General features: G+C 28.8%; 20 protein-coding genes. 1 reads left to right on the forward strand and 19 read right to left on the reverse strand.

Features of this window, described 5'->3' with window-relative positions:
- Nucleotides 1-73: 73 nt before the first annotated feature.
- The 10 genes from NG904_RS05290 to NG904_RS05335 form a co-directional block, all read right to left on the reverse strand.
- Complete coding sequence (locus NG904_RS05290) at nucleotides 74-868, reverse strand: phosphatidate cytidylyltransferase (protein ID WP_252212861.1); 795 nt, start codon at nucleotides 866-868, stop codon at nucleotides 74-76.
- Nucleotides 869-882: 14 nt separating this feature from the next.
- Nucleotides 883-1641, reverse strand: coding sequence for an undecaprenyl pyrophosphate synthase (gene uppS / locus NG904_RS05295; protein ID WP_286673995.1), 759 nt, complete (start codon nucleotides 1639-1641; stop codon nucleotides 883-885).
- A gap of 100 nt (nucleotides 1642-1741) precedes the next feature.
- On the reverse strand, nucleotides 1742-2299 hold the full coding sequence (gene frr, locus NG904_RS05300) for a ribosome recycling factor (protein ID WP_252212863.1): 558 nt from the start codon (nucleotides 2297-2299) through the stop codon (nucleotides 1742-1744).
- 10 nt (nucleotides 2300-2309) lie between these two features.
- The gene (gene pyrH, locus NG904_RS05305) at nucleotides 2310-3023 is read right to left on the reverse strand and encodes a UMP kinase (protein ID WP_012425060.1); all 714 of its coding nucleotides are present in this window, start codon (nucleotides 3021-3023) and stop codon (nucleotides 2310-2312) included.
- Between the two features lie 109 nt (nucleotides 3024-3132).
- A complete protein-coding gene (gene tsf / locus NG904_RS05310) occupies nucleotides 3133-4044 on the reverse strand; it encodes a translation elongation factor Ts (RefSeq protein ID WP_252212864.1) in 912 nt (303 codons plus the stop codon).
- Between the two features lie 181 nt (nucleotides 4045-4225).
- Entirely contained in the window at nucleotides 4226-4927 is a 702-nt protein-coding gene (rpsB, locus tag NG904_RS05315) for a 30S ribosomal protein S2 (RefSeq protein ID WP_252212865.1), read from the reverse strand.
- Between the two features lie 231 nt (nucleotides 4928-5158).
- Nucleotides 5159-5935, reverse strand: coding sequence for a GTP-sensing pleiotropic transcriptional regulator CodY (gene codY / locus NG904_RS05320; RefSeq protein WP_252212866.1), 777 nt, complete (start codon nucleotides 5933-5935; stop codon nucleotides 5159-5161).
- A gap of 193 nt (nucleotides 5936-6128) precedes the next feature.
- Complete coding sequence (gene topA, locus NG904_RS05325) at nucleotides 6129-8216, reverse strand: type I DNA topoisomerase (RefSeq protein ID WP_252230329.1); 2088 nt, start codon at nucleotides 8214-8216, stop codon at nucleotides 6129-6131.
- A 51-nt stretch (nucleotides 8217-8267) separates the two neighbouring features.
- Nucleotides 8268-9326, reverse strand: coding sequence for a DNA-processing protein DprA (dprA, locus tag NG904_RS05330; protein ID WP_252212868.1), 1059 nt, complete (start codon nucleotides 9324-9326; stop codon nucleotides 8268-8270).
- Nucleotides 9327-9346: 20 nt separating this feature from the next.
- Entirely contained in the window at nucleotides 9347-10867 is a 1521-nt protein-coding gene (locus NG904_RS05335; RefSeq protein WP_252230331.1) for a YifB family Mg chelatase-like AAA ATPase, read from the reverse strand.
- A 176-nt stretch (nucleotides 10868-11043) separates the two neighbouring features.
- Between NG904_RS05335 and NG904_RS05340 the strand changes: the two genes are divergently transcribed.
- Nucleotides 11044-11412 carry a YraN family protein gene (locus NG904_RS05340; protein WP_252230333.1) on the forward strand — a complete coding sequence of 123 codons (369 nt, stop codon included), beginning with the start codon at nucleotides 11044-11046 and terminating at the stop codon, nucleotides 11410-11412.
- A gap of 45 nt (nucleotides 11413-11457) precedes the next feature.
- Here the strand turns inward: NG904_RS05340 and rnhB are convergent, their stop codons facing one another.
- The 9 genes from rnhB to NG904_RS05385 form a co-directional block, all read right to left on the reverse strand.
- Nucleotides 11458-12273, reverse strand: a complete 816-nt coding sequence (rnhB, locus tag NG904_RS05345) for a ribonuclease HII (RefSeq protein ID WP_252230335.1) — start codon at nucleotides 12271-12273, stop codon at nucleotides 11458-11460.
- Nucleotides 12266-13123 carry a ribosome biogenesis GTPase YlqF gene (gene ylqF, locus NG904_RS05350; RefSeq protein WP_012424674.1) on the reverse strand — a complete coding sequence of 286 codons (858 nt, stop codon included), beginning with the start codon at nucleotides 13121-13123 and terminating at the stop codon, nucleotides 12266-12268. The genes rnhB and ylqF overlap by 8 nt, the downstream gene beginning before the upstream one ends.
- A 113-nt stretch (nucleotides 13124-13236) precedes the next feature.
- Entirely contained in the window at nucleotides 13237-13587 is a 351-nt protein-coding gene (rplS, locus tag NG904_RS05355) for a 50S ribosomal protein L19 (RefSeq protein WP_003371296.1), read from the reverse strand.
- A 121-nt stretch (nucleotides 13588-13708) separates the two neighbouring features.
- Nucleotides 13709-14425, reverse strand: coding sequence for a tRNA (guanosine(37)-N1)-methyltransferase TrmD (trmD, locus tag NG904_RS05360; RefSeq protein WP_252230337.1), 717 nt, complete (start codon nucleotides 14423-14425; stop codon nucleotides 13709-13711).
- Nucleotides 14415-14912, reverse strand: a complete 498-nt coding sequence (gene rimM / locus NG904_RS05365) for a ribosome maturation factor RimM (protein WP_252212873.1) — start codon at nucleotides 14910-14912, stop codon at nucleotides 14415-14417. Before rimM ends, trmD begins: the two co-directional genes overlap by 11 nt.
- A 75-nt stretch (nucleotides 14913-14987) precedes the next feature.
- Nucleotides 14988-15215 (reverse strand): KH domain-containing protein, encoded by a 228-nt coding sequence (locus tag NG904_RS05370; protein WP_003371032.1) that lies wholly within the window; start codon nucleotides 15213-15215, stop codon nucleotides 14988-14990.
- 49 nt (nucleotides 15216-15264) lie between these two features.
- The gene (rpsP, locus tag NG904_RS05375) at nucleotides 15265-15510 is read right to left on the reverse strand and encodes a 30S ribosomal protein S16 (protein ID WP_252212874.1); all 246 of its coding nucleotides are present in this window, start codon (nucleotides 15508-15510) and stop codon (nucleotides 15265-15267) included.
- A gap of 34 nt (nucleotides 15511-15544) precedes the next feature.
- Nucleotides 15545-16903 (reverse strand): signal recognition particle protein, encoded by a 1359-nt coding sequence (gene ffh / locus NG904_RS05380; protein WP_252212875.1) that lies wholly within the window; start codon nucleotides 16901-16903, stop codon nucleotides 15545-15547.
- A 14-nt stretch (nucleotides 16904-16917) separates the two neighbouring features.
- Nucleotides 16918-17247, reverse strand: a complete 330-nt coding sequence (locus NG904_RS05385; protein WP_252226267.1) for a putative DNA-binding protein — start codon at nucleotides 17245-17247, stop codon at nucleotides 16918-16920.
- Between the last annotated feature and the right edge of the window lie 75 nt (nucleotides 17248-17322).

The raw sequence follows: 17322 nt of genomic DNA on the forward strand, positions 1-17322 counted from the left end.
TCTATATTTTTAAATTTTACAACAAAAAAAATCTGCAGACTTAAATTTAAATCTACAGATTTTTTAATAAATATTAAATTCCAACTATAAAATTTAAGTAATAAAATACAACTGTTGATGAAAAAATTATACTATCAAATCTGTCTAATATTCCACCATGACCAGGTATTAAATTGCTGTAATCTTTTATTCCTACATATCTTTTTATTGAAGAGGCTACTAAGTCTCCAAACTGGCTAAACACACCACACAAAGCTCCTATAATAAAATAATGATATAAAGGCATGACATATACATATTTATTAACTATAATTCCAAATATACCACAACATAAAATTGCGCCTAAAAGACCTCCGATAGATCCTTCAATTGTTTTCTTTGGAGAAACCTTTGGACAAAGTTTATGTTTACCTAAAAATTTTCCTGAGTAATATGCACTTGTATCTGTCATCCATGATCCTATAAATATAAGCCAAACTAAAAATTCTCCATGATGTTTTGCATTAACTAAATATACAAAGCTAAATAAAATACCAGCATATATAAAACCTAAAAATGTTAAAGAAACATCTATAAATGTATAATCTAAATTTATTACTGGAATAATCAACAATATAAACATGGCAAGAACTACTACATACATCATTATATTAAAATCATTATTTAAAAAATAATACATAATTAATAATGCATATCCAAAAACTGATATTGGATTAAAGTCCTTCTTTTTTAAAGCATTGTAGAATTCCCAAAGTCCCATTGCTGATAATAAAATAACAAATGATTTAAGATAAATTCCTCCAAGAAAAATAAATATTATAAATGGAGCAATCATAAGTGCACCTAAGTATCTATTATTAGATTTCAAAAACAGTCACCCCTTTACTTTACTCCACCAAATCTTCTATCTCTATTTTGATAGTCCAATATGGCTTTTTGTAAATCTTCTTCTTTAAAATCTGGCCAAGCTATATCTGAATACCAAAATTCTGAATAAGCACATTGCCATAATAAAAAGTTACTAATTCTTTGTTCACCAGAAGGTCTAATAATCAAATCTGGGTCAGGCATTCCTTTAGTATATATGTAATTTGATATCAAATCTTCACTAATATCTTCTTTTTTTATTTTATCGTCTTCTAAATCATCTATAATTAATTTCATAGCTCTAACTAATTCATCTCTACCACCATAATTTAGTGCCAGATTTAAATTTATTTCAGTATTATTATTTGTTATTTCTATAGCTTTATTTAATTCTTCCTTACATTCTGCTGGGAATTTTAACATATCACCCAATACATTGATTTTAACACCATTTTTGTTAAGTTCTGCAACTTCTCGCTTAAGATAAACTACTAATAGCTGCATTAATGCACCTACTTCTTCTTTAGGTCTTTTCCAATTTTCAGTTGAGAAAGCATATAAAGTTAAATATTTTATTCCTAATCTTTTAGACTCTTTTACAATTTTTCTTATTGTTTCAACGCCTGCTTTATGTCCCATACTTCTTGGTAATTTTCTTTTTTTAGCCCAACGACCGTTTCCATCCATTATTATTGCAATGTGCTGCGGTATTTTATTCATATCTAGTACAACTTCATTTGTCGAATCTTTTTTTGACTTAAATATACTTAACAAATTTCCCATCCCCTCTCTCTGTTTATAATATAAATCAGCTTAAATATCAATTAAATGAACAAATTAAGGAAAAAAACCTGCTAAATAGCAGGTTTTGAGATTAAATAGCTAGAATCTCTTTTTCTTTATCAACTATTATCTTGTCTATATCTTTTATAATAGCATCTGTCTTCTTTTGAACATCATCTTCGCCTTTTTTAATTTGGTCTTCAGATACGTCTCCATCTTTCTTTAATGCTTTAATTTTATCATTAGCATCTCTTCTAATTGATCTAATTGCTACTTTAGATTCTTCTCCAGTTTTTTTAACTTTTTTAACAAGATCTTTTCTTGTTTCTTCTGTTAATTCTGGAATAACTAATCTTATTATTGAACCATCATTTGAAGGATTTAAACCTAAGTCCGATTTTAAAATCGCTTTTTCAATTTCTTTTAATAATTGCTTTTCCCAAGGTGTTATCATTAATACTCTTGGTTCAGGTGAAGAAATATTTGCTGCTTGTGATAATGGGCACATGCTTCCATAATAATCGATTTGAATTTTATCAAGCATACTTGGATTAGCTCTTCCTGCTTTCATAGTTCCTAACTCTGATTTTAATACAGTTACAGTTTTTTGCATTTTTTCTTCTGCATTCTTAATGATGTCCTTAATCATGATTATCCTCCTATTTTTTAGTTACTAATGTTCCGATATTTTCGCCAGTTATTGCTCTTTTAATATTACCTGGCTCATCTAAACCAAATACAAGTATTGGAATATTATTATCCATGCATAATGAAGTTGCTGTAGAATCCATAACTTGTAATCCTTGATCTAAAACATCTATATATGATAGTGTATCATATTTTTTTGCTTCTGGAAACTTCATAGGATCTTTATCATAAACTCCATCAACTTTTTTTGCTAGAAGTATTACTTCTGCTTCTATTTCTGCTGCTCTTAAAGCTGCAGTAGTATCAGTTGAGAAATATGGATTTCCTGTTCCTGCTGCAAAAATAACAACTCTGCCTTTTTCTAAGTGTCTCATTGCTCTTCTTCTAATAAAAGGTTCTGCAACTTCTTTCATTTCTATAGCAGTTTGAACTCTAGTTTTTACGCCTACTTGTTCTAAAGAATCTTGTAGTGCTAATGCATTTATACAAGTAGCCATCATTCCCATGTAATCAGCTGTTGTTCTATCCATACCTTCGCCGCTTCTTCCACGCCAGATATTTCCTCCACCTACAACTGTTCCAACTTCTACTCCCATATCAACTAGTTCTTTAATTTCTAGAGCTATTCTTTTAGCTACATTAAAGTCAAGTCCAAAACCACTTACTCCAGCTAAAGCTTCACCTGAAAGTTTTAAAATTACTCTTTTATATTTACAATTTGTCATTTAAAACTACCTCCTAAATGTGGCATTAGAAGAAAACAATGCCTTATATTCTATTATTTTCTTTAAAAAAAGAGAACACAGAGTGTCCTCTTTAGTTTTTTATATTTTACTATTTTCCTAATTGTTTAGCAACTTCTTCTGCAAAGTTTTCTTCAACTTTTTCGATTCCTTCGCCTCTTTCGAATCTTACGAATCTATTTACTTTGATTGCAGAACCAGCTTCTTTAGCTTTTTCATCTATAAACTTAGTTATAGTCTTATCGCCATCTTTAACCCAAAGTTGTTCAAGAAGACAAACTTCTTTGTAGTACTTTTGGATTCTTCCCATAACCATCTTTTCAACTATCTTTTCTGGCTTTCCTTCATTTAAAGCTTGAACTCTATAGATTTCTTTTTCTTTTTCTATAGAATCTTGATCAACTTCTTCTTTAGATAAGAATAATGGGTTTGCAGCAGCTATTTGCATACAAAGTTCTTTTGCAACTTCTTCAACAGCTGGTGACTCTACATCACAAGCTACTTCTACTAAAACACCAATTCTTCCACCACCATGGATATAGCTTTTAACTACTCCATTATCTACTGCAAATTTAACAAATCTTCTAACAGTCATGTTTTCACCAAGTCTAGCGATTAATCCTGTTAAAGCTTCTTGTATTGTAGCTTCTCCGTCAAATTTTTCATTAACAAATTCTTCTACTGTTGTAACATTTGTTGATGTTGCTATTTTAGCTAAAGCTTCAGCAAAAGCAATGAAATCTTCATTTGCTGCAACGAAATCTGTTTCACAGTTAAGTTCAACGATAGCTCCGCTCTTTTTATCTTCTGAAATATATGTTTTAACTAAACCTTCAGCAGCAACTCTTCCTGATTTCTTAGCTGCAGCCGCAAGTCCTTTTTCTCTTAATACTTCAACAGCTTTTTCGATGTCACCATCTGTTTCTGTTAATGCTTTTTTGCAGTCCATCATTCCTGCGCCAGTTCTTTCTCTTAATTCTTTAACTGATTTTGCAGATATCATTATTAAATTCCTCCTCGATTATATATTGCATTTTATTAATCTATTATATTCATAATAAATTAACTATTTAGAAGAATTATTAAAAACTTAATATAAAGTATTGAATTTTTAATAATTATGGCTTCTAAGTTAGAAGACAAAACAAAATTGTTTTGTCTTCTATTAAAATAGTATATATAAACTATTCAGCTAATTCTTCGCCTTGTCTTCCTTCCATGATAGCATCAGCCATTTTAGCAGTTATTAATTTAACAGCTCTTATAGCATCATCATTACCAGGAATTACGTAATCAACTTCTTCTGGATCACAGTTAGTATCTACTATAGCAACTACAGGGATTCCAAGAATCTTAGCTTCTGATATAGCATTCTTTTCTTTTCTTGGATCAACTACGAACATAGCACCTATGTTGTCACAATCTAAGTTTTTGATACCACCAAGATTTTTTTCTAATTTTTCTAATTCACCCTTTAATTTGATAACTTCCTTCTTTGGAAGAACATCAAATGTTCCATCTTCTTGCATTGTTTCTATTTCAGAAAGTCTTCTTATTCTTTTCTTGATAGTAGAGAAGTTTGTTAACATTCCACCTAACCATCTATTGTTTACAAAGTGCATGCTGCTTCTTATTGCTTCATCTTTGATAGCTTCTTGAGCTTGTTTCTTTGTTCCAACGAATAATATATCTTTTCCTTCTGTAGCTACTTCTTTAATGAAGTTATAAGCTTCTTCAGCTTTTCTAACTGTTTTTTGAAGGTCTATGATATATATACCATTTCTTTCTGTGAAAATGTAAGGAGCCATCTTAGGGTTCCATCTTCTTGTTTGGTGTCCAAAGTGTACACCTGCTTCTAATAATTGTTTCATTGATATTACTGACATTTTGTTACCTCCTTGGTTTTTACCTCCATCATCTTCTTCTTGCAAATAATCCCTTAATAGGGCACCTAATTTACAAATTGGATGATGTGTGTATTTTGTTACCTTAAACAGTATAACATAAGGTATTTAACCTATCAACAAAAAAATTACTTTTTCTCTAAAAATAAATAGAAGAAACCAAATTTCTTGGTTTCTTCTATTTATAGCTCGTCTAATTTTGAAATAAAACTACTATTTTATTTTTTTCAATTCATCTAACAATTTTTCGTTTAATACCCTAATATAAGTACCTTTCATGCCTAACGATCTAGATTCAATAACACCAGCACTTTCAAATTTTCTTAAAGCATTTACTATAACACTTCTAGTTATTCCTACTTTATCAGCAATTTTAGAAGCAACTAATAAGCCTTCATTTCCATTTAATTCTTCAAAAATATGTTCTACTGCTTCTAATTCAGAATAAGAAAGAGTTCCTATAGCTAATTGAACAACAGCTTTTTTCCTAGTTTGTTCTGCTAAATCTTCTTGCATCGCTCTAAGCATTTCCATTCCAACTATTGTTGCACTATACTCAACTAAAACTAAATCATCATCAGTAAATTCTTTTCCAAATCTAGCTAATATTAATGTACCTAATCTTTCTCTACTACCTATTATTGGTATTATAGTTGAAATTTTATCTTTTGCCTTACAATCACCAATTTCTGCAAATACACATCTACCTTGATTATATAAGTTTGCTAATGTTTCATTACTTTCTAAAAGGGTAAGATTATAATCTTCCGGAAATTTTTTATCTTCTATAACTTTCTTTTTCATAGCTTCACATTCAAAGCCTGGAGAAAAAGTATATCCTAAAACTTTACCTCTTTTGCTTACTATATAAGCATTACATTCAAGAACTTCGCTTAAAAGTGTACATATATCTTGAAAAGCAACTGGCTCAGTCCCTGTCTTTTGCAAGATTTTATTTAGTCTTCTTGTTTTATTTAATAGAGATGACATTTCTTATCCTCCTTGTTAACCTCACAATAATCTCTGATTATACAAACAGAATATAATCTTTTTTTAGAAAATTCTTAATTTAATGAATTTTCTCTCATGTCTTGTTGATTTTAGTCTAACATATAAACTAGTGCTTTACAACAGTATTTTTTTTATTTCGACACAATAGAACTGTTAAAATTCATAATTAAAATTATTCACTTTTATCTTCTTTAAGTTCTTTAGTATAATCACACTCTCCATTAGAACACTTGATATATTTTCCTTTAGTTTTTGAATATTTAAGTACCATATAAGAATCACATTTGGGACATTTTTCCTTTACTGGTTCATACCAACTAACAAAAGTACATTCTGGATATCCTGAACATCCAAAGAATTTCTTTCCTCTTTTGCTTTTCTTAACAACTATAGTTTTTCCGCATTCAGGACATGGTACATCTAATTCTTCTACTATAGGTTTAGCATTCTTACATTCTGGGTATCCAGGGCATGCTAAGAACTCACCATATCGTCCTCTTTTTATTACCATCATGCGACCACATTTATCACACTTAACATCACTAACTTTATCTTCTATTACAACCTTTGATATTTCTTTTTCGGCTTTTTCTATTGCTACCTTTAGAGGTGTGAAGAATTCTTCTACTATTTTAGTCCAACTTTCACTTCCTTCTTCAACATTATCAAGCTTTTTCTCCATATCAGCTGTAAAATCTGCATCCACTATTTGAGTAAAGTATTCACTAACTATATTGTTTACTATAAATCCTAGTTCTGTTGGAATTAAGTTTTTCTTTTCACGAATAACATATGACCTGCCAACTAATGTAGATATTGTTGGTACATACGTACTAGGTCTTCCTATTCCTTTTTCTTCTAGCAATTTAACAAAAGATGCTTCTGTATATCTTGGTTGAGGCTGTGTAAAATGTTGTTTTTCATCTATAGATACAGCTTTTAATTCTTCCCCTTCTTCTAAAACAGGTAATGTAACAGACTTTTCATCATCTTCATTTAAATACTCGTATATTTTCATGAATCCATCAAAATTTATTGTTGATCCTGATGCTTTAAATTTATATTCTCCATTTAGTATATCTATAGAATTTGTATTAAGTACACATGATGACATTTGACTTGCTACAAATCTATTCCAAATTAATGAATATAGTTTATATTGTTCTGAAGTTAAATTTTCTTTTGCTACTTCTGGTGTAATTTCTACGTATGTAGGTCTAATAGCTTCATGCGCATCTTGAATATTTTTCTTTCCTTTATATATTCTAGGAGCACTTGGCAAATACTCTTTACCATAAGTATTTTCAATAAATGTTTTTGCATTTTCTTGAGCTTCTTGAGATATTCTCATAGAATCTGTTCTCATATAAGTAATTAAACCAACAGTTCCATATCCCTTAATTTCTATACCTTCATAAAGAGCCTGTGCAATTGACATAGTTCTCTTAGTCATAAAATTCAACTTTTTGCTAGCATCTTGTTGAAGTGTACTTGTTGTAAATGGTGGTAATGGATTTTTAACCTTATTACCTTTTTTTATAGCCTTTATAATAAACTTATCATTTTCAAGTTCTTGTTTTATTTTATTAGCTTCTTCTTCTGTGTTAACTTCAATTTTTTTACTCTTATAAGTTGAAAGTCTTATTGGGAATTTCTTTCTATCTTTTCTTAATACACAATCAACAGACCAATATTCTTTAGGTATGAATGCTTTTATTTCTTCTTCTCTATCACAAATTAATTTTAATGCTGCTGATTGAACTCTACCTGCACTAAGACCCCATTTTACATTTTTCCATAAAATTGGGCTTATCTCATATCCAACAAGTCTATCTAATATTCTTCTAGCCTGCTGAGCATCAACTAAATCTAAATCTATACTTCTAGCTTGTTTTATAGCACCCTTTACTGCAGTTTTAGTAATTTCATTAAAAACTATTCTGCATTTTTCATTTTCAGGTATCTTTAAAATATTAGCTAAATGCCATGATATAGCTTCTCCCTCACGGTCGGGGTCAGTTGCCAAATATATTTTATCAGATTTTTTAGCTGCTTTTTTTAACTTATCTAATAATTCACCCTTACCTCTGATTGTTATATACTTGGGTGTATAATTATTCTCTATATCAACACCTAATTTGCTTTTAGGTAAATCTCTTACATGACCCATAGAAGCTTCTACAATGTAATTTTTCCCTAAATATTTACCAATTGTTTTTGCTTTTGCTGGCGACTCAACGATTACAAGTTTTTGACCCATATTTATAACTTCATAAAAAATTTTATGAAGTACTCACCCCCTAAATTTGTTTTAAATTATTTTTATATAGTAATTACCAGGAAGGCAAATTATCTCATTCTTTATTTGCATTTCAAATAATAACGCATATAAAGCCCCTCTGTCAACACAACTATTCTTAAATATGTCATCTATATGAATTGGTGCATCTGTAATCATATCTAATATTTCTCTTTTTTCTGGTCTAATTTTCATCGTTTCAATATTTATGTGATTTGTATTAAAGAATTTGTTTAAATCCTCTTTACTACTTAAAACATCACATCCATCTTTGATCAACATATTAGAACCTTTTGCTCCTTCATATAAAATAGAACCAGGCACAACCAATACATCTTTGTTTTGTTCTTGAGCTATTCTAGCAGTTATTAATGATCCACTTTTTTCACTTGCTTCTGCAACTATAACAACATCACTTAAACCACTTATTATTCTATTTCTTAATGGGAAATTATGCTTTAGAGGTTTAGTTCCTAATGGAAATTCTGAAATAATCAACCCATCTTCAATGGCTTTTGAAAATAGACCTTTATTTTCTGATGGATATACAACATCTATACCACATCCTAAAACTATAATAGTTTTTCCTCCATTTTCTAAAGCACATTTATGAGCTATGGAATCCACACCTCTTGCACCACCACTTATAAGCGTTATATTATTAGTAATAATCTCCTTTGTCAAGAGCTTTGTTACTGCTAATGCATAATTTGAACATTTTCTTGCTCCTACAATAGCTATAGATTTACCATTTATCAAATCAATATTTCCTTTATAAAATAAATAACATGGTGCTGGTGAAAGTTGCTTCAATCTCTCTTTGTATAAAGGATTAGAGTATGTTATATATCCTATACCTTCTTTATTTAATTTATTGTTTACAGATATAATTTCATAAACCAAATCATTCTTTTCAAAATTTCCAAGTTTTTTTTGTAATTTTTTATTTCTTTTTAATATATTTTCAAAATTGTTATATATATTTTCTTCTGTTTCATACTCATCTATCAAATTCATTTTTTCCTTATTGCTTATATCTAATAATATAAACCATAATTCATAGTTTAACATTTAGATTCTCCTTATATTTACTATATAATCTCTCCATCTATATTTCTTCTATAATTAAACGCTTCAATTATATGTTGCTCTAAAATTTCCTTACTGCAATCTATATCTGCTATTGTTTGTGCTAATTTAATAACTTTACTATATCCTCTCATTGATACACTAGATGTATTATAATAATGCTTTAAAATATCACTACATCCTTTACTCATCTTGCATATATCAAATATATCTTTTCCTTTTATATCTGAATTATATTTATATCTTGTATTTTTAAATCTTTCTTCTTGAATCTCTCTAGCTTTAAGAACTTTTTCTTTCATAACTTTAGAATTGTATGAATCCTTTCTCTTTTCAATATCATCATATTTAAGTCTTGGCACAAAATTTAAGATATCCATTCTATCTAATAAAGCAGTAGAAAATTTTCTAAAATATTTTTTTGCATTATACCTAGAATATAAACCACCTTCTAATATACTTTCATCTTTTTCTTCCATAGGATTAAATGCTCCAATAAGTAAAAAGTTGGCTGGCATTGTATAGTTCCCACTGATTCTGTCTATATTTATTTCTTTTTCTTCTAATGGCTCTCTTAATGATTCTAAAGCATCCTTTTTGAACTCTAATACCTCATCAAGAAAAAGCACTCCATTATGCGCTAAAGTTACTTCTCCAGCCTTTACTTCTTTTCCTCCTCCAATCAAAGCACTTTTAGTTGTAGTATGATGTGGAGATCTAAAAGGACGATTTATCAAAGTATTTTTTTCCATAAGACCAGATGCACTATATATTTTAGCTATTTCTAATAATTCTTTTTTAGATAGTGGCGGTAATATTGATGTTATAGCTTTAGCAAGCATTGTTTTACCACATCCTGGTTCTCCATATAATAAAATATTATGTTTTCCTGCCGCTGAAATCTCCAGGGCTCTCTTTGATGAGTATTGTCCTATTATTTCACCAAAATCCAAACTCTCTAAAATATCTTTTCTTTCAATATCACTTTTAGAAATTCTGCACGGTAATAAGTCTTTGTATGTGACATATGATATTACTTCTTTCAAACTTCTAAATGGATAATATTCGCCTTCATCGAAATAATAACTCTCTTCTAAATTTTCATAAGGAAATATAAACTTATTTTTTCTTTCTTTTATTCCTTCAATTATTATAGGTATACTTCCTTTTACTGCTTTTAATTCTCCTGATAACGATAATTCTCCAAAAATAATATAATCGTTTACTTTATTGCATTCTATTTGATTAGATGCCATAAGTATTCCTAATGCTATAGGCAAATCTAAAAGAGATCCTATCTTTCTTGTATCTGCTGGTGCTAGATTAATAGTTATTCTTCCTAGCGGAAAATCATATCCGCTATTTAAAATTGCTGATCTCACACGCTCTTTAGATTCTTTAACAGAAGTATCTGCAAGACCAACAATAGAAAATGATGGTAAGCCTTTTGATATATCAACTTCTACTTCTATTAATAATCCTTCTAAGCCATTTTGTGTGGCACTTATTATTTTTATAGACATATTAAATCACCCATTAACATTATAGACATATAAACTTTTATTAATCCTTTTAATAAAAATGATTTATTTTTTTAATTCATGTCAATAATCTTTACTATATTTTGTATATTATTATTCTTAACATAATTTTTATATTACATTTAATAAAAATTTATATATTTAAGGAGCTTATATTAATGAAAAAATTTAATAAAGACATCGGAACTTATTGTGAAAAATTATCATGTAATTACCTAATAAATAATAATTTTAAAATACTTGAATGTAACTTTAAAAATTTTCTAGGAGAAATAGATATTATATGCATAAAAAATTCTATATTAATAATAATAGAAGTTAAAGGTAGATATAATTATGAATTTGGAGTTCCAAGAGAATCCGTATCTATAAACAAACAAAAAAACATTATAAAAGTTACAAAATCCTATATAAATTATAAAAAACTTTACAATTTTAATGTACGTTTTGATGTTATAGAAGTATATCTTAATAAACTTGATTCATCTTATAAGATTAATCATATAAAAGATGCTTTTAGAACTTAAAAATACCTTGTAAAATAATTGCCCCATTATTTTACAAGGTATTTGTCATAATATATTATTTAAAAAACTATTTCTATGTATTTCACATTTTCCATATTTTTTTAATCCATTTATATGTTTTTGAGTTCCATAACCCATATTATTTTCAAAATCATAATGTGGATATTTAATTGAATATTCCTTCATCATATTATCTCTGTATACTTTTGCCAATATAGATGCAGCTGCAATACTTGCACTTTTAGTATCGCCCTTTATTACAAATTTATTAGCTATATCTATATTCTTTACTAAGTATCCATCTGATAATACTAATTCTGGTCTTACGCTTAAATTATTGCACGAATCTAAAAAAACATTATTATTAGCAAATGCTATTCCTCTTTCATCTATTTCTTTGTTTGATGAAAGAGATATATGATATGCCAATGCTTTTTCTTTAATTATTTCTGATAATTCTTCTCTTTTTGTATAATTTAATTTTTTAGAATCATTTAAATATAATATTAAATCTTCATCAATAACATTTAGATCTAAAATCACTGCACATGCTACAATAGGTCCTGCTAATGGTCCTCTTCCAACTTCATCAACACCTGCTATATATTTGAACTTTCCAAAAGATTTATCAAAGTCATACATAGATTTTACTCTATACATTTCTTTTATATATGAATCCAAGTGTTTTTGCATGCTCTTTCCTAAAGATGATACATTTTTTCTTTTATCATCTAATAATTTATTAATTATCATCTTTAATTCTTCAGACTTATAGCTATCTGAAATTGATATTTCTGAAGTTTTTTCTTTTATAATTTTATATGATAATTTATCTATATCTAAATCAAGTAAACTATTCATTTATTTTACCTGGACGTTCTAATGAAATTTTTCCTATTCTTCCAGCTCTAAATTCATCTAATAGTATAACAGCTATTCTATTGTAATTAATTTCTCCGCCTGAAACTAATGTACCTCTTTTTTTAGCTATTGCATTTAAAGTTTCTAATGGATCTTCAGAAACTTCATCTATTTTATATCTTTCCTTTAAATTATCTTTATAAAAGCTTTGTAATCTTTCAACAAGCTTATATGAAAGTTCTTCTATATCCATTATTTCATCTTTTATAGCACCTGTAAAAGCTAAATTTAATGCTGTTTCTTCATCTTCAAATCTAGGCCATAATACACCTGGTGTATCTAAAAGTTCTATGCCTATTGATGTTTTTATCCATTGCTTGCTTTTAGTAACTCCTGGTTTATCTCCTGTTTTAGCAATACTATTTCTAGCCATTTTATTTATAAATGTAGACTTACCAACATTAGGAATTCCAACAACCATAACTCTAGTTGTTATATTTACCATTCCCTTTGCTCTTAATCTATCATGTTTTTCTTTAAGTAAAGATAATAGCATTGGTTTTATTGCTTTTAATCCGTCTCCTTTTAAACAATTCACCTCTAATACTTTAACATCATCTTTAGTTAAATGTTTAATCCATTCTTTTGTTACTTTGCCTTCTGTTAAATCACTTTTATTTAAAAGTATTATTCTTGGCTTACCTTGTAATAAACTATCTATATCCGGATTAGCAGAACTTCTTGGTATTCTAGCATCTCTTATTTCAATAACCGCATCTACTAATTTTAAATTTTCTTTTATTTCTCTTTGAGTTTTTTTCATATGTCCTGGAAACCAGTTAATTGCCATTTCATTTCCTCCTTACGCTTCTTTTTTTCTATATTAAAAGAAAAGAAGCTTAAGCTTCTAATTAATTTATTATAGAAAAAAAGAGGACTGAATCAGTCCACCTTTTAATCTAATTATCTAGTTAATAATTCTTTAACCTTTGCAGCCTTACCAACTCTATCTCTTAAGTAGTAAAGTTTAGCTCTTCTTACTTTACCTCTTCTTGAGATTTCAATCTTTTCGATTATTGGTGCATGCATTGGGAATGTTCTTTCAACACCGCATCCATAAGCAACTCTTCTTACAGTGAAAGTTTCTCTTAATCCACCGTTTTGTTTCTTAATTACAGTACCTTCAAACATTTGTACTCTTTCTCTTGTACCTTCTGTAACCTTAACATAAACTTTTACATTGTCACCAATTTTAAAGTTTGGTAGGTCAGTTCTTAATTGTTCAGCTTCAATAGCTCTTATTATTTCGTTCATTGTGCATTCCCTCCTTAAAGATAATTTGACGTTCTTAACAAAATATATATGCATGACAGAGGAACGCCCGTACTAGCACGTTTTTAATCATAACATATTTTTTTATTTGTTTCAATAAATTTTATTTGTTTTTTCTTCCCAAAAGTTTTTTATCTTCTTTTGTTAAAATAACATTTTTATATAAATCAGGTCTTCTCTCTTTAGTTAGGTCCAAAGATTGTAATCTTCTCCATTTTCTTATGTTCTCATGATGGCCTGATAAAAGTATTTCTGGAACATACTCCCCCTCAAACTCATATGGCCTAGTATATTGAGGATATTCTAATAAATCATCAGAAAAAGATTCATCCATAAAACTTTCTTCTTTTCCCAGTACCCCTGGTATCAATCGTAAAATAGCATCTATCACTGGAATTGCCGCCATTTCTCCTCCTGTAAGAATAAAATCACCTAATGATACTTCCATATCAATATGCTTATATACACGTTCATCTATTCCTTCATAATGCCCGCATAAAAATATCAAATTTTCTTCTTTTGAAAGATTCATTGCCATTTTTTGATTAAATGTTTTCCCTCTAGGTCCTAAGAAAACTACTTTACCGTTATTACTTTCCTTAGCTTTTCTTATAGTATCTATAATTGGTTGAGGTGCCATGACCATTCCAGCGCCTCCACCATAAGGATAATCATCTACCTTTTTATGTTTATCTAACGTATAATCACGTATATTAAATAATTCTAATTCTACTATATTATTTTCCTGAGCTCTACCAATTATACTATGATTAAAAATTGAAAACATTTCCGGAAAAAGAGTAAGTATACTAATCTTCATCTTGCCACTGCCTAACTGGTTTTATTACTATTTTTTTATTATCTATATCAATATTTAAAACAATATCTTTTAAAACAGGAATTAATAATTCTTTAGGTTCCTTTATCCAATATACATCATTGCTTGGCGTACTAATAACATCAAATATTTTTCCAAGTTCCATATTATCAGTGTCATATACCATACAACCTACTAAATCAACAACATAATGAGTGTCTGCCTCTAATGCAGGAGCACTGCTTCTAAATATCTCAATATATTTTTGTTTATAAGTTTCAGCATCATTCATAGTGTCTATTCCTTCTATTTTTAAAATAACTCTATCTTTTTGGAATTTAACACTTTGTATATTTCTTTCTTTTCCATCAATTAAAACGTTTTTTAATTTTTTAAACTTATTAACATCCTCAGTTAATGGATATACTTTTACTTCACCTTTAATTCCATGAGTATTTATGATCTGCCCTACTTTAAATATCTCTTCCAAAAAATTCACATCCTTTACATAATATTTTATTTTAAATATTTAAAAAGAGTTAGGTGTAACCCTAACTCTTTTTTTTTAAATGATTTCTACTATAACTCGTTTATTTTGTTTAATGGCTACGGCTTTTACAACAGTTCTAATTGCTTTGGCTATTCTCCCTTGTTTGCCGATAACTCTACCCATATCTTCAGGAGCTACTTTTAGCTCTAAGATTATTGATTGTTCACCAATAATTTCATTGATACTAACGGCTTCTGGATTATCAACTAGAGATTTAGCTATAAACTCAACTAATTCTTTCATAAACCTCTATAATTAATATGTACTAATTATAGAACTCACCTCCACAAAATTACTTGCTAAGACCTGCTTGAGTGAAAAGCTTCTTAACTACATCTGTTGGTTGTGCACCATCTTGTAACCATTTATTAGCTTTTTCTTCATTGATTTTAACTTCAGCTGGTTCAGTTATTGGATTGTAGTAACCAATTTCTTCGATGAATCTACCATCTCTTGGGCTTCTTGAATCAGCAACAACTATTCTATAGAAAGGTGCTTTTTTAGCTCCCATTCTTCTTAATCTAATTTTAACTGCCATTTTAATTTCACCTCCTTCAAAAGATATTATTTATTTAAAAAGGTAGTTTTCCAAACAAACCTTTTTTAGACTGCTTTTGAAGCGACTTCATTTGCTTCATATTTTTCTTCATCATATCATAACTTTTTACAAGTTTATTAACTTCTTGTATTGTTGTACCTGCTCCTCTTGCAATTCTTTTTTTTCTTGAGCTTGCAGTATTACCTGATGTAAGTAAATGAGGATTATTTCTTTCTTTTTCTGTCATAGAATGAATAACAGATTTTGTTTTGTTAATTGCATCTTCACCTTTAGATAAATCTACATTTTGAAATTCTTTAGAATTCATTCCTGGAATCATTTCTAAAATTTTATTTAGAGGTCCAAGTTTTTTCATTTGCTCTATAGCTGTTAAATAATCATTAAAATTAAATTCTTGATTTAACATTCTTTTACCTAAATCAGCTGCTTCTTTTTCATCAATAGCTGATTGAGCTTTTTCTATAAGAGACAATACATCTCCCATACCAAGAATTCTTGATGACATTCTATCAGGATGGAATACTTCAAAATCACTTAGTTTTTCGCCAGTACCTATATACTTTATTGGCTTTTCAGTGATGCTTCTTATTGAAAGAGCTGCTCCACCTCTTGTATCACCATCTAGTTTGGTAAGTATTACACCTGTTACATCTAAGTCCTTATTAAAACTTTCTGCAACATTTACTGCATCTTGACCTGTCATTGAGTCAACAACTAAAAGTATTTCAGATGGATTAACATTTTCTTTTATATCTTGAAGTTCTTGCATTAAAGCTTCATCAATATGAAGTCTTCCTGCTGTATCTATTATTATAATATTATTCCCATTATCTTTTCCATGAGCTATTCCAGCCTTTGCAATATCAACAGGATTAACTTTATCCCCCATTGAAAATACCGGAATTTCAATTTGCTTTCCAACAATCTCTAATTGTTTTATAGCTGCTGGTCTGTAAACATCACATGCAACTAATAATGGTTTCTTATTGTTTTTCCTAAGTTCAAGTGCAAGTTTACCACACATTGTAGTTTTACCGGCTCCTTGCAGACCTACTAACATAATTACTGTTGTTCCTGAGCTAGAGTAATTTATTTTACTCTCACTTCCACCCATAAGATTAGTAAGTTCTTCGTTAACTATTTTTATAACTTGTTGTCCTGGCGTTAAGCTTTCAAGAACTTCATTCCCAACACATTTTGAACTAACAGTTGAGATAAATCCTTTAACAACTTTATAGTTAACATCTGCTTCTAATAAGGCAAGCTTTACTTCTCTCATGGCTTCCTTTATATCTTTTTCAGTTAACTTTCCTTTACCTTTTAACTTTCTGAAAGTCTCCTGTAATTTTTCGCCTAAACCTTCAAAAGCCATGTTTAATTACCTCCCTATAAATTTTCTAGTTTTTCTTTAAACATTAAGTAATCTTTATCACTAACAGAATACTTCTCTTTTAGTTCTTCTAAAAAATTCATAATATATTTTTCTCTTCTCATACTCTTTTGAAGTAAGTTAAGCTTACTTTCATATGATAGAAGCTGTTTATCGCATCTTTTTATTAAATCATGAATTGCTTGACGACTTGTTTTGTTTAATTCTGCTATTTCAGCTAATGACAAATCATCATCATAATATAATGCCATAACGCTACGTTGTTTCTCTGTTAATAATGAACTGTATAAATCCATTAACATTGAAATTTCAACTCGGTCTTCCATAAGATCACCTTACCCACAAAAGAGATTTTAACAGGATTTTATATAGCTGTCAAGTATTTTTACTTAACAGTCATA

This window comes from Clostridium sp. ZBS15, assembly GCF_023845705.1.
GTDB lineage: Bacteria > Bacillota > Clostridia > Clostridiales > Clostridiaceae > Clostridium > Clostridium aquiflavi.